The organism is Longibacter salinarum, from assembly GCF_002554795.1.
Taxonomy (GTDB): Bacteria; Bacteroidota; Rhodothermia; order Rhodothermales; family Salinibacteraceae; genus Longibacter; species Longibacter salinarum.
Genome location: NZ_PDEQ01000003.1, coordinates 374,851 through 387,410 on the forward strand (window position 1 = coordinate 374,851; position 12,560 = coordinate 387,410).

The following is a 12,560-nucleotide window of genomic DNA, read 5'->3' on the forward strand; positions in this document are numbered from 1 at the left end:
GATTTTCAGTTGAAGCAGACGGAGGATGGGGAACGGTTCCCGGGTTACGCGGCGGCCGTTGCCTCCTCACGGATCCACTCGTAGCCTTTGTCTTCCAGCTCCTTCGCCAGCTCTTTGTCGCCGGACCGCACGATGCGACCATCGACCATCACGTGCACGTGATCCGGCACGATGTAGTCGAGGAGGCGCTGGTAGTGCGTGATGACGAGGAAGCCTCGGTCGTCGCTACGTAGCTTGTTGACGCCCTCTGAGACCTGGCGCAGCGCGTCAATATCGAGGCCCGAGTCCGTCTCATCGAGAATGGCGAGGCGCGGCTCCAGCATGGCGAGCTGGAAAATTTCGTTGCGCTTCTTCTCACCGCCGGAGAAGCCTTCGTTGACCGCGCGCTTCGTAAGGTCAGCGCTCAGGTCGACGAGCTTGGCGCGCTCGCGGACGAGCTTCAGGAAGTCGCCGGCGCCAAGTTCTTCTTCACCCCGTGCTTCGCGGACAGCGTTGACCGCTTCACGAAGGAAGTTGGTCATGCTGACGCCCGGCAACTCAACGGGGTACTGAAAGGCGAGAAAGACGCCTTTTTCGGCGCGCTCTTCCGGCTCGAGTTCGAGCAGGTCTTCGCCGTCGTAGAGGATTTCTCCTTCCGTGACTTCGTATTCTTCGCGACCGGCCAGGACGGATGCGAGCGTGCTTTTGCCGGAGCCGTTCGGCCCCATGATGGCGTGGACTTCGCCGGTGTCGAGCGTGAGGTTCACGCCTTTGAGGATCTCAACGTCTTCATCTTCGACGCTGACGTGGAGGTTCTTGACTTCGAGGAGTGCCATGTGTGGTGTCGGTCTACAGGTGTTCAGATTCGATATGGGTGCAGGGGTCGGACGCGCCCGTTTGGGTCGGGCGCGTCCGAGGCAGGGTTATCCAACCGAGCCTTCGAGCTCGATCGCGAGCAGTTCTTTCGCCTCGACGGCAAATTCCATCGGGAGCTCAGCAAGGATTTCTTTGCAGAAGCCGTTCACGATCAGCTTCAGCGCCTCTTCTTCGCCGAGGCCGCGCTGATGGCAGTAGAACATCTGGTCCTCGCCGACCTTCGATGTCGTCGCCTCGTGCTCGACTTGCGCCGACGGGTTGCCGATCTCGATGTACGGGAACGTGTGCGCTCCGCACTGATCGCCGATCAGGAGCGAGTCGCACTGGGAGAAGTTGCGGGCGTTCTCCGCGTTCTTGCCGATCTTAACGAGGCCGCGGTAGCTGTTCTGCGCCTTGCCGGCCGAGATCCCTTTCGAGATAATCGTCGACTTCGTGTTCTTGCCGAGGTGGACCATCTTCGTCCCCGTGTCGGCCTGCTGGTGCCCCTTCGTGAAGGCCACGGAGTAGAATTCGCCGACGGAGTCATCTCCCTTGAGAATAACCGACGGGTACTTCTGCGTGACCGCCGAGCCGGTTTCGAGCTGCGTCCAGCTGATCTTCGCGCGATCGCCTTTGCAGATGCCGCGCTTCGTCACCAGGTTGTAGACGCCGCCTTCACCGGTCTCCGGGTTGCCCGGGTACCAGTTCTGGATCGTCGAGTACTTGATCTCGGCATCCTCATGTGCGACGAGCTCGACGCAGGCCGCGTGGAGCTGATTCTCCTTCCGCATCGGTGCGGTGCAGCCCTCGAGGTAGCTCACGTACGAGCCCTTCTCCGCCACGATCAGCGTGCGCTCAAACTGTCCCGTGCCTCCCTCGTTGATCCGGAAGTAGGTCGAGAGCTCCATCGGGCAGCGTACGCCCTCCGGTACGTAGACGAATGAGCCATCCGAGAAGACGGCCGAGTTGAGAGCGGCGAAGTAGTTGTCCGTGTACGGAACCACGGAGCCGAGATGCTCGCGCACGATTTCGGGATGCTTCCGGGCGGCTTCGCCGAAGGACATGAAGAGCACGCCCTTCTCCTTGAGCTTCTCCTTGAAGGTGGTTGCGACGGACACACTATCCATCACGGCATCCACGGCGACGCCCGTGAGCTGCTTCTGCTCCTGAAGCGGAATACCGAGACGCTCGAACGTCTCGAGCAACTCGTCCGGTACTTCATCCAGACTGTCGTACTGGGCCTTGTCTTTCGGCGCAGAAAAGTAGCTGATGTCCTGAAGGTCCGGCTTTACGTACTTGAGGTGCGCCCATTCCGGGTAGCTGTCCTCGTCCTCCATCAGCGTCTTGAAGTACCGGAAGGCCTTCAGGCGCCACTCAAGCAGCCACTCGGGCTCTTCTTTTCGCTCGGAGATGTACCGAACGATGTCTTCGTTTAGCCCCTTCGGAGCTTTTCCAGACTCAACTTCGGTGTACCAGCCGTGCTCGTACTCCTGGCTGGCTACCCCCTCTAGGTATTCGGTTTCAGACTGGCTCATAAAATCCTCGTCCTTAAGAAATTCGTGCGTGCTCGCGGCTGCGACAATGGCGCGTCGCATCGTGCAGGTCAGGCAGTGGGTGCGATGATGCTCCGCGCAGCAGGTCGTGTCATGCCTGCCGGGTTGTTTGGTCTGGCGTTAGGTCCAGGGTCGACATGTGGGCGTCGACCATCCAACGCGATGCGGCACACAACTCCGGTGGAGCATGTGTTGCATCGTGTGTAAACAACCGTTTACGCTTTGCTTCTGTGTCAACGCCCGATTACAACCACGGCCTTGATCCCGCGTTCCTGCAATTTATCGAGCCATTACGTCTTCATTGCAGTTTTCTAGAGTCACTCGAAGCAGGAGCCGGAGGACGACGGGCCAAGCAAATTTTGCGACGCTAAAGTGAGCTGATAGGATGTGCGTCCACGCGCGGACGGGATGGCGGACAGACACTGCCGTTTTACCGGAATGAATTATGGCGTGAATGACTGATCTGCAGACGCGTGGCCGAACGCGACAGAGAAACCTGTGAGGTGTAGATAGGTACAGATTGTGCAGTTAAAATTGGCTAAACTGGCCCCACGCGGCGCTTTGATGTGTCGACCACCTAGGGTCGGTACAGCGCCGAAAGATCTGTGACAAAACCTGTTTGAGTCGCTACTATGGACATTTCTATCACGCAAGAGGCGCTGTCGCAACTTCGAACCGTCGCCTCCGCGGAGTCTGTTGACCTCGATGATACCCTGCTCCGAATCGCCGTCGTACCAGGTGGTTGCTCCGGGCTTACATACGATCTCGGCTGGGACACGACGGTGCAGGACGAAGACCAACTTACAGAGATCGGCGGGCTCCGCGTCGTCCTCGACGCAAAGAGTGCGCTCTATCTCGACGGGTCTGAACTACACTTCACCGATGGACTCCAGGGGGATGGTTTTCACTTCTCGAATCCACAAGCAACCCGCTCTTGCGCCTGCGGTGAGTCCTTCGGCATGTAGCACGACGTGGCTACACGCCATGGGCCGGCACGTGATACGTACGCTGCGGTTGAACGGCCCGCTCGCCCATTAGCTTAAACGCAGTGTAAACAATCGTTGACACGTTGAAGATGGCGGAAACGGAAGAGGTTCAGTTAGAGCCGGGATCGCGTGAATCGCGGCTGTACGAGGTATTCGCGATCGATCTCTGGTGGAGCCTCGGAATGATGGCTGCAGGTCTCGTGATCGCAGGGGTTTTGTTTGCATCCATGAGCGCGGACGCGCTGCGAATCGCCGGCCTTGCTGTCGGCGCGGCGGGAGCACTCACGTTCGCCGCACGCCTGATTGCACTTCGCGGCCTCAAACAGACGCGGGTCGATGAGTGGCTGGTGATCCTGGGCAGTGTCGCCGTGTTTGTCGGCCTCACCGAGGCGGTCCATGCCCTTCTACAACTCTTTTAGGTCGAACCTGCGTACTCGCCTGCTCCCCACACCCGGCCCAATGACTACTGGACTCACGCGTCATCCGTCCGGGTCCATCGCACGCGGTCCCCTGCGACGAGTCCGTACGTGTCGGAAAAGCCGGCCGGGGTTTCGAGGACGTACTGCGCCGGTACGCCCGATTCGATGAGCTCGTCGGAGTACGGGCGCGTGTACTTCGAGATGCTGACGATGGTCGAGTCCGCGTCGATGAAGATGATGTCGAGAGCGATGGGCGTGTTCGACATATGAAAGTACCGCGGCTGTTCGTCTGCGAATGGAAACAGCATGCCGCTAGTCTCATCGGGGAAGGATTCGCGCTGCATCATCCCCCGCGTCTGTGCGGAGTCCGACTCGGCGATCTCAATGTCTATCGTCACGACCGTGTCCGCCGTGCCTTCCGTCATCACGGCCAAAGTCCCCTCCTTGTCGAAAGGAATATTAGTCGCGTCAGCCGACGAGGAGTCGGCATCCTTTCCCGAATCTGTGCCGCACCCTGCAACGGGTATCCAGAGGATGAGGGCGATTCCGAGGAGGAAGGGTAGTCGAGACATGAGGCGGTAGGTTGGGTCGGGGGCAGCGCGAGTGGAGACGTAGAGTCAGTCAAGACGCGGGCGATGGATCCGAGGTTCGCGTCCATTGCACGGTCATGCCGGGTTCGATGTTGAACCGGTTGGAAAAGCCTGCGCGAACCTCGACAACGTATCGTTTGGGAGCCTCAGGCTTGATGTTTTTCGTCGAAAAGGGTGTGGTGTTCTCGACGATATTTATGATGCTCGAATCGGGATCGAGAAACATGATGTCGAGGGGAAGCGGTGTGTTCTTCATCCAGAAGCCCGTGCGACTCGTCTCTTCCATGATGAAGAGCATGCCCCGATCATACCCAAGGGAGCGGCGATGCATCAATCCGCGGGCACGTGCAGCATCCGTCTCGGCGATCTCGACATCGATGGTGCGAACCGGCGTTCCATCGCTTTGAACGAAGGTCAGCGTTCCGTCTTTGCGGAACGAGGGTTCAGAGGCCGAGGGGGACGTTGAGTCCGAGGTGTCATCAGAGCAACTCACGAAAAAGAGAGAACCGGTCAGAAGGAGGAGGGGAAGAAGGTAACGGGTCCGCGGGGTCATGCAGGTTGCGAAGCGAGTGAGGAGTGCGTTAGAGTCGACGTTCGTAATAGACGACATCATCGAGCGGGTTGTGGTAATAGGCCTCCCGTTCTACGAAACCAAGATCCTGGTACACCGATCGCGCTGCCGTCATGGAGGCGACGGTATCGAGGCGCATGATATTGTACCCTCGCTCACGCGCCTCACGCAGGATCGCCTCGGCGAGCTGAGAGCCAAGGCCCTGTCCGCGGAATTCTGGGCGAACGTAGAGGCGTTTCATCTCGCAGACCCGATCTCCGTTCGGTTCCGGGTCGAGAGGCTTGAGTGCAACCACTCCGACCGCCCGTTCGGTCACGGTGTCATTCACGTACTGTGATCCACCAGGCGCGTCTACCGCGAGAAGCGCGACCCCTTGTGGAGCCGCGTACGGACCGGGTAAGTCCTGAAGTTCTCGCTCCACATCCTGAAAGTCGAGATCAAAGTCGAGTTCGGACAGGTATTGGCGGAAGAGAAGGCGCACGGCGGCCCATTCGTCACCTTGAGTGGGTCGAATCTGGATGGATGAAGCCGTCATAACCTGTTTGGCGGATGCATCGTAAAAAAGTGAACGTTGCCATTCGTGTCTATCACTAGATCCTAATCGCTAGGACGCGGTAGACACGGTGTGAGAGATTGATCAAGCCGGCTGTTGCTAGCACGCGAGCAAGCATCGCGAGCAAGCATCGCGTGCCGGCATCGCGTGCCGGCATCGCGTGCTAGCATTGCGAGGACCGACTGTCGGCAGGTCCGTACCGTTGGATGGCCGACGGCTGTTCGCCAAACAGGTTCTCATGAATGCTGCCGAAGCGACTGCGAAGAAAGAGGGGCAAAGGTGTCAATCAGGAGGGCATGAGGCGTTCGGTGATCCCGTCGGCTAGAAGACGGCCGGATCGTGTGAGACGAATACACCCCGTATCTGGCTCGTTGATCAGATCGTTCTTGACGAGTTTCTCGATCAGAGCACTGCGGGCGCTCAACAGATCGTACCCGTATCGGTCGCGAAGATCCGACAGATCCAGACCCTCGTGGGTCCGCAGCCGAAGGAAGATATATTCCCTGGCAAGAGAGATCCAGTCCGCCGTTTGGCGATACGCGATCGGCGGGTATCGGTTGCCCAGTAGCGATACGTAGCGATCGACATCCCGGATGTTCGTCCAGCGGGTTGCGCTCCGTTCTTCGTCACGGCCAGGCCACCAGAACGATTCGGCCGATGGCCCAACGCCAATGTAGCTTCCATGCGCGTAGATGTTGCGCAAATGGGCGGACTCATGACCGGGCCGTGCGAAATGTGTCAGTTCGTACGGTGTATAGCCGGCCTCTTCCAGCAGTTCGTTCGCCACTTTCAACATCCGTGCTCGTCGGACGCGATTCTCATTTTCGGCCGCCTCTGACTCTTTGTTCGGATCGGATGCGCGATCCGGTTGCCACTCCAGCAGCGTCACGGACGGAATTCCCATGTCGATGGCCTGCTGCAGGTTGTCCGTCCACCGCTCAATCGACTGCTCGGGCCAGCCGAACGCCATATCGATCGCTAACGTCTCGAATCCGACGTTGAAGGCCGTTCGAATGCTTCGCACGGCATCCGCGGGGGAGTGTGGAGCTCCGAGGTGTTGTAGGTCGTCCGGGTAAAAGGAGAGGACGCCCATGCTGAGCCGGTCGAATCCGACATTCCGAAGTCCGCTGAGGTACGGGCGCGTGGCATCTTCCGGGTTGATCTCGGCCGTTGACTCCTCGAACGTCGACGCGTCGAAGACATTGAGGACCGTATTGAGGAGGGACCGAATGTGACGGAGGCGCAGCAAGGAAGGACGCCCGCCTCCCGCGTGGATCGTTCGTACGGGTTCGTCCTCGGCATAATCCTGCGCGTACAGCTTCAACTCGGTGGAAAGGGCGTCGACGAATTGCGTCAGACGGGCATTGAGCCGTTGTTCGTCTGGGACGACTTCGTAATAGGAATCGTCATAGGAGCGCCGCGCGGTACGGAAGGGGATGTGGAAATACAGTCCAGCCAAAGCAGCGAGCCGCCGACGTGCGACGGGTTTCAGGGGGAGAACGAAAATGCAAGCATCAGGGGTAAGCCAAAGGTAGGTAGTGCAACGAACAGATGCAGGTGTTGCTTTGCAAATACGAGACGGTCGTCGTCTGCACGTAAATAGCAGTGTAAGGAGTGTTATGTATTGTTATTTATCGTCCCGTTGTTTTGGGGTACGGTGCGTTCCACGGAGCGATCCGGCCTCGGAACCTCCCTTCCCTCGAGTTTCCACTGCTGAATTTCCACGTGTTCCTTTATCAGATCGATCGATTGCAGCAAGATTGTTCGGGTCAATCGGTTCAGTCGCTGATCGTATTCACTGCTAAGGATGGCGTCGGTGCTGATCGATGTGATCTGGTTAATGACTTTGTCGTTTTCAACAGAAGCAACATCCGCCATCATCTGATCGATGACGTTAAAGACGATGTCACTGATGGCCCGCTCAAGAAGGGACGCCATCGTTCGGCCAACACCGGGAATCGCGGCGATTGTCCGGATCTCCTGGTTCCGATCGACGGCCTCGGCGATGACGTCTTCGACATACTCTCGGAAATCAGACTGATATGTGCCATACGCCTTGGCCGTCGCTTCCTGTAGCCGGTGCGTCATGGATTGGATGAGGAGGTCCCGCTGAGGCTCGATGACCTGCTTGGTCACTTGATCGAGAACGGGGTGACCGTCTCGCACCTCATCTTTGATACCGTCCAGGATGCGGACAGCGACGCGGTCGCTGAGTTCTTCGACAACGATGCCGCCATACTTCGAAAACGTCCGGTAGAGCGCGGTTTTTCGAAAGTCGACAACCCCCAGCCGCTGCATCTTTGGGACCATGGCGATGATGCGCAGCAATCGGAGTGAACGAAGCGAGCTGACTGGAATACACCCGAGCACGTCGTACCAGTGAACAAATGGGTAGAAGAACCAGCGGTGGTACCTGCCGCGGTAGATGGCCAGCCCCCACCGAATGAGGATTTCGACGATGAAGACAGACACGAACATCAGGTCCACGAAAAAAAAGTGTTCGTGGATCGTCGACGCATACCAGAAATAAAATCCAGGAATCCACTGCTGGAGGAAATCCTGAAACGTCGGGTTCTCGAACCCCCAGTCGAAGATGAGGAGGGTGAGGTTCGACACGATCAGAACGAGCATCACGACGTCGACGGTCAGTGACAGTCGCTCTTTCCAGGTTTGCGTTCGGGGCATGAAGCGTCGATGTTGATGCGGGGGCAAGCACGATACTGCGCAGCCGACGGACCCTAGGTGGACCGCCGCCTTCTGTGCATCGCCAATATGAGGGATGAATGAGCGAATGTCGATATTCTCCCGTGACATTCTTGAGTAAGAGCAAGCCAATGCCTTCGCGGCGCCGTTCGTACTGCCGTTGCGCCATCCCGCCGAGTCATTTCACTGAGTTGAATCTGTTCATGCTCGACTTACGCCAGCTTCGCGACCAGCTCGGGCGGGTACCCGAAACGCAGGCAGGAACGCGCGACCTAAGGGAGAAGCAGCGACGGCGAGCCCTCCGCGCGTTGCAGGAGGTAGCAGATGAATGGCAGCGTGTGCAGGCGCGTGTGCAGCAGACTCAGCCTGGTCATCTTGTGGCAGCCTTGCGGTCGAGCCCCACAATGACCGCCGCTTCTTCCGCGCGGCCGACGCCCATGACCGTCGTCTCGACCGATGGGTCGCAGATCTATCCTGATCGCCACATCGAGCCGACCTACTTTCTCCTCAACATCGGACGTGTCGCGTTTCAGTACGGAACCACCGAAAGTCCCGTCCTTGATGCCGTTCCGGATTTGCGCTTTCCGAGCGATCTGAACGACCACTTCGATGAAGTCCTTTCCACGATGACGACGGAAGTCGTTTCAGCGCTCCGAGACGAGCAGGAACTGGCCGAATTGCTGAGGCTTGCTCGCGAAACGCACGTGCCAGGTCGCCCGATTGTCGCTCTGGCTGACGGGACGCTGATCCGCTGGATGTTGCGCGGGATGCAGAATCGAGCCGTGGAAGAGGAGTTGATTGAGCGCTACACCGGTATGCTGCGCGAATTCAGGGAAGAGCAATTCCCGATCGCGTCGTACATTTCGATGCCGGGAAATACGGAACTGGTGAACCTGCTCCGATTCCACCTCGATGAACTGGAGGAGGAAGCCCCCCATCCGGCTACGGTGGACGAGGTGAATCCCGGTGAGGTGGATGAAGAGGAGCCGCCCCTTGCTGGCTTGCTCGATCGCCACGTGTTCGCGTCCGTTCTCGCACGGGGCGAACGTTCGGCTGTCTTTGGTTCGATGTCCCGGATCCAGCGCCAGTATCCGGAGGGCAACGAGATCTGCTACTTTTACCTCCACGTGCCCGTGAATGACCACGAGAGTGAAATCGCCCGTGTCGAAATCCCGGCGTGGGTGGCCGATGATCGGCCCCTCGTGGACCTCGTGCACGCCGTTGTGATGAGCGAGTGCCGGAAGGGAGAGGGCTACCCGCTTGTTTTGTCGGAGGCGCACGAGCGGGCGGTCATCCGAGCCCCGGAGCGGGATGCGTTTCAGCGACTTCTCGGGCGCACACTTCGACGCGCTGGACTATCCTCACCCCATTCGCAGAAACGCCGGAGTAAGCAACGTCCACGGGTCTGACAGCCGTCGGACAACGAGAAGCCGGATAGATCGGCCTCCTTTCGTATTTATATATTTACGGTCGGGCAGACGAGCAAGATCTCGCCGTGCCGGACAGACTGAATTCGTTCGTTAACTAGAGCCATCCGTATGAAAGTCGCAGAAGTCATCGAATCCAGCACCCGGTCCTTCGTTGCCGAGGTCTACAATGACAACGACGCCCCAGCGTTTGGCACGTGGGTTCGTGCCGATGGCCGTGACGGCAGAGATATTTTCGGGCTGATCAGCCACGTTGAGGTGGGCAGCTACGATGGCAACCGGCAGGCGGTGGCGCTCGGGGTGTCCGAGGAGGATCGCCAGCGCGAGTGGCCCATGGTACAGGAACTGCTACGGACGACGGTGCATGCCCAGATTCTCGCCCACCGGGACAGAGATGGCCGGGTTCGACAGACGCTTCCCGCGCAGCCGCCGGGGATTCATGCGTTCACCTATCGCTGCGAGGAAGACATCGTTCGTGAGCTCGGCGCGCCGTATGATTTCCTACGCACGCTGATCACGCAGCCCGCCGATAACGTTCCAGTTGACGACCTCCTCGTCGCTGTGCTTCGTCACATTTACACCGCCCATGGAGGCGAAACCGGGGGCCGGCCGGAGCTCGTACGGGCCGGGCGAACGCTAAGCCGTCTGCTCGATGACGACCACGAACGACTGCAGTCGGTACTGCGACGCATACTCTAGCGGATGGCCTACCTGTGCATTGTCTCGCTGAGGGCGAACATGGACACCCGGTCGCGCAGAGTTAAAAGATGACACCGACACGGACGGGAAAGAGAATGTTGGACGAGCTCTCGCCGATAACAAGCGCGGGGTCAATCTCGAAGAACACCGACGTGTCGCGAAGAAGCCAGACGCGTCCAAATCCGAAGTGAAAGAAGGGCGCCGCCTCCGGGGCCGTCTCGCCCAGTGGGACATATGCGCCCACACCGCCGAGGAAGTACGTTCCGCGTCCACCCATGACCGGCAGCGTCACAATGAGCGATGCCGTGGGGTCGAGTGCATACGTTGCCTCGTCCTGCCCTTCGAACACGTATCCTGTGAATGCAGACCCGACGGAAACGGAGAGGTCCCGGTTGATCGGGGCCGAAACGCGGAAGCGGATGCCGGGCCCGACGTTGTCTTCAATGCTACTCGCCATCATCTGGAAACCGATTCCGAAGCGGGGTTCGGTCTGCGCCGTGGCAGACTCTACACCGACGATCCCGACGAGCAGGATGGCAACGGCAATCCGGGTGCAAACGGCACGAAAGGAAGATAGCATGTCAGACGTGGATTCTCGGAAGGGGATGAGGCTAAGGACAATCGGAATCATGCCCTTAGGACAGCCGTAGATACAGCAAGAAAAGTAACGTAGGTGTTCAGCGCGACGGACGACTCGTCGCAACAAGGCGTCTCGACAGAAACGTATACCTCACGACGCCCACGGTCAACTGCGGCAACGAAAGTCCGGTGGTCTGCGCCAGACCTTCACCGTGGCATCACGTGTCCACGTACCGCTTTCACAGCGGTATGTGAATGCGAAGCGCTTCCAGTGAACCCTGCGTGCGCGATATCTCTCATCCCGCCTTTCACTCAAGGACCCTTTTTATGCCAGAATCGTCCTCCTCGTCCGCTGCACTCGCTGGTTCCGCCGCTACAAACGGAACGAGCCCTCCGCAAACATGGGATCCCGCCGACTTCGAGGCCCTCGATTACTACGCGATTGACGAACTGTTAACGGACGAAGCGCGCCAGATTCGAGATGAGGTTCGCGACTTTATGACGGCAGAAGTCGCGCCGATCATCGAAGAGCATGCGGAGAACGAAACGTTCCCGGATCAGCTGATTCCCGAGTTTGCGCGCTTGGGGCTGCTTGGGCCGAAGGTTCCAACCGAGTACGGTGGAGGCGGCCATGATAGCATCGTCTACGGCCTGATGATGCAGGAAGTGGAGCGAATCGACTCCGGGCTGCGATCGTTCTGCTCGGTCACGGGGTCGCTCGTCATGTATCCGATCTGGAAATACGGTAGCGAAGAACAGAAGCAGAAGTGGCTGCCGAAACTCGCGGCGGGGGAAGCGATCGGATGCTTTGGCTTGACGGAGCCGTACGTCGGCTCGAACCCGTCGGATATGCGCACGACGGCGACGAAGGATGGCGACAGCTACATTATCGACGGACACAAGCGCTGGTCGACCAACGCTTCGATCGCGGACGTGGCGGTGATCTGGGCCAAGACCGAGGACGGTGCCACCCGAGGCTTTTTAATTGAGACGGATCGTGAGGGTGTGTCGACCCCGCCAATCGACGATACGCTCTCGCTGCGCGCCGCCGTAACGAGTGAGGTGGTGCTCGATGAGGTCCGCGTACCCGCTAGCAACATTCTGCCGGACGTGTCGGGCTTGAAGGGACCGCTTTCGTGCCTGAACCAGGCGCGTTACGGAATCTGCTGGGGGGCGATCGGAGCCGCGATGGCATGCTACGATGTGGCGCGTCAGCACGTGACGACCCGTGAGCAGTTCGGTCGAAAGATCGGCGGTTTCCAACTCGTGCAGGAGCGGATGGTCGAGATGGTGCAAGAGATTACGAAGGCGCAGCTGCTCAACTGGCGTCTCGGCTCGCTCATGTCGGCCGGCAACGTGCGCCCGCAGCAGGTCTCGCTCGCCAAGCGCAACAATTGCAGCACGGCGCTTGATGTGGCTCGGTCGGCACGGCAGCTTCTCGGAGGAAATGGCGTCACGAAGATGTACCCGGTGATGCGACACATGGCAAACCTGGAGTCGGTCGTGACCTACGAGGGCACACACGAGATCCACACGCTGATTGTGGGACGCGACGTCACGGGAGAAAACGCGTTTACGTGATTCGCGGGCTCGGTCCTCGTTAATAGATGGACCCGAGTTGTTTGAGTAGAAGTACCGGACACGGA

The 12,560-nt window shown here is 59.0% G+C and carries 13 protein-coding genes; 5 read left to right on the top strand and 8 right to left on the bottom strand.

The features are described from left to right. Positions 1–44: 44 nt before the first annotated feature. Complete coding sequence (gene sufC / locus CRI94_RS07850; RefSeq protein ID WP_098075121.1) at positions 45–815, bottom strand: Fe-S cluster assembly ATPase SufC; 771 nt, start codon at positions 813–815, stop codon at positions 45–47. Positions 816–902: 87 nt separating this feature from the next. Continuing rightward, positions 903–2,369: a Fe-S cluster assembly protein SufB gene (sufB, locus tag CRI94_RS07855; protein WP_098075257.1), complete on the bottom strand. Its 1,467-nt coding sequence runs from the start codon at positions 2,367–2,369 to the stop codon at positions 903–905. Between the two features lie 650 nt (positions 2,370–3,019). On the opposite strand from sufB, the gene CRI94_RS07860 reads away from it, so the two are divergent. Both CRI94_RS07860 and CRI94_RS07865 read left to right on the top strand, forming a co-directional pair. Next, the gene (locus tag CRI94_RS07860) at positions 3,020–3,352 is read left to right on the top strand and encodes a HesB/IscA family protein (RefSeq protein WP_098075122.1); all 333 of its coding nucleotides are present in this window, start codon (positions 3,020–3,022) and stop codon (positions 3,350–3,352) included. 110 nt (positions 3,353–3,462) lie between these two features. Beyond that, positions 3,463–3,792 carry a hypothetical protein gene (locus tag CRI94_RS07865; RefSeq protein WP_098075123.1) on the top strand — a complete coding sequence of 110 codons (330 nt, stop codon included), beginning with the start codon at positions 3,463–3,465 and terminating at the stop codon, positions 3,790–3,792. 53 nt (positions 3,793–3,845) lie between these two features. Here CRI94_RS07865 and CRI94_RS07870 read toward each other — a convergent pair whose 3' ends face one another. The 5 genes from CRI94_RS07870 to CRI94_RS07890 form a co-directional block, all read right to left on the bottom strand. After that, the gene (locus CRI94_RS07870) at positions 3,846–4,364 is read right to left on the bottom strand and encodes a DUF192 domain-containing protein (protein ID WP_098075124.1); all 519 of its coding nucleotides are present in this window, start codon (positions 4,362–4,364) and stop codon (positions 3,846–3,848) included. 49 nt (positions 4,365–4,413) lie between these two features. Next, positions 4,414–4,995, bottom strand: a complete 582-nt coding sequence (locus CRI94_RS07875) for a DUF192 domain-containing protein (RefSeq protein ID WP_245846118.1) — start codon at positions 4,993–4,995, stop codon at positions 4,414–4,416. Continuing rightward, positions 4,964–5,488: a GNAT family N-acetyltransferase gene (locus CRI94_RS07880; RefSeq protein ID WP_098075126.1), complete on the bottom strand. Its 525-nt coding sequence runs from the start codon at positions 5,486–5,488 to the stop codon at positions 4,964–4,966. Before CRI94_RS07880 ends, CRI94_RS07875 begins: the two co-directional genes overlap by 32 nt. Before the next feature lie 304 nt (positions 5,489–5,792). After that, the gene (locus CRI94_RS07885; RefSeq protein ID WP_098075127.1) at positions 5,793–6,965 is read right to left on the bottom strand and encodes a coproporphyrinogen-III oxidase family protein; all 1,173 of its coding nucleotides are present in this window, start codon (positions 6,963–6,965) and stop codon (positions 5,793–5,795) included. 158 nt (positions 6,966–7,123) lie between these two features. Further along, positions 7,124–8,191 carry a hypothetical protein gene (locus tag CRI94_RS07890; RefSeq protein ID WP_098075128.1) on the bottom strand — a complete coding sequence of 356 codons (1,068 nt, stop codon included), beginning with the start codon at positions 8,189–8,191 and terminating at the stop codon, positions 7,124–7,126. A gap of 221 nt (positions 8,192–8,412) precedes the next feature. Between CRI94_RS07890 and CRI94_RS07895 the strand changes: the two genes are divergently transcribed. Continuing rightward, a complete protein-coding gene (locus CRI94_RS07895; RefSeq protein ID WP_098075129.1) occupies positions 8,413–9,618 on the top strand; it encodes a DNA double-strand break repair nuclease NurA in 1,206 nt (401 codons plus the stop codon). A gap of 129 nt (positions 9,619–9,747) precedes the next feature. After that, positions 9,748–10,335: an HAS-barrel domain-containing protein gene (locus tag CRI94_RS07900; protein WP_098075130.1), complete on the top strand. Its 588-nt coding sequence runs from the start codon at positions 9,748–9,750 to the stop codon at positions 10,333–10,335. 61 nt (positions 10,336–10,396) lie between these two features. On the opposite strand, the gene CRI94_RS07905 is transcribed toward CRI94_RS07900, so the two are convergent. Beyond that, positions 10,397–10,915, bottom strand: coding sequence for a hypothetical protein (locus CRI94_RS07905; RefSeq protein ID WP_143815337.1), 519 nt, complete (start codon positions 10,913–10,915; stop codon positions 10,397–10,399). A gap of 326 nt (positions 10,916–11,241) precedes the next feature. Between CRI94_RS07905 and CRI94_RS07910 the strand changes: the two genes are divergently transcribed. Further along, positions 11,242–12,495: an acyl-CoA dehydrogenase family protein gene (locus CRI94_RS07910; protein WP_098075132.1), complete on the top strand. Its 1,254-nt coding sequence runs from the start codon at positions 11,242–11,244 to the stop codon at positions 12,493–12,495. Positions 12,496–12,560: the final 65 nt, after the last annotated feature.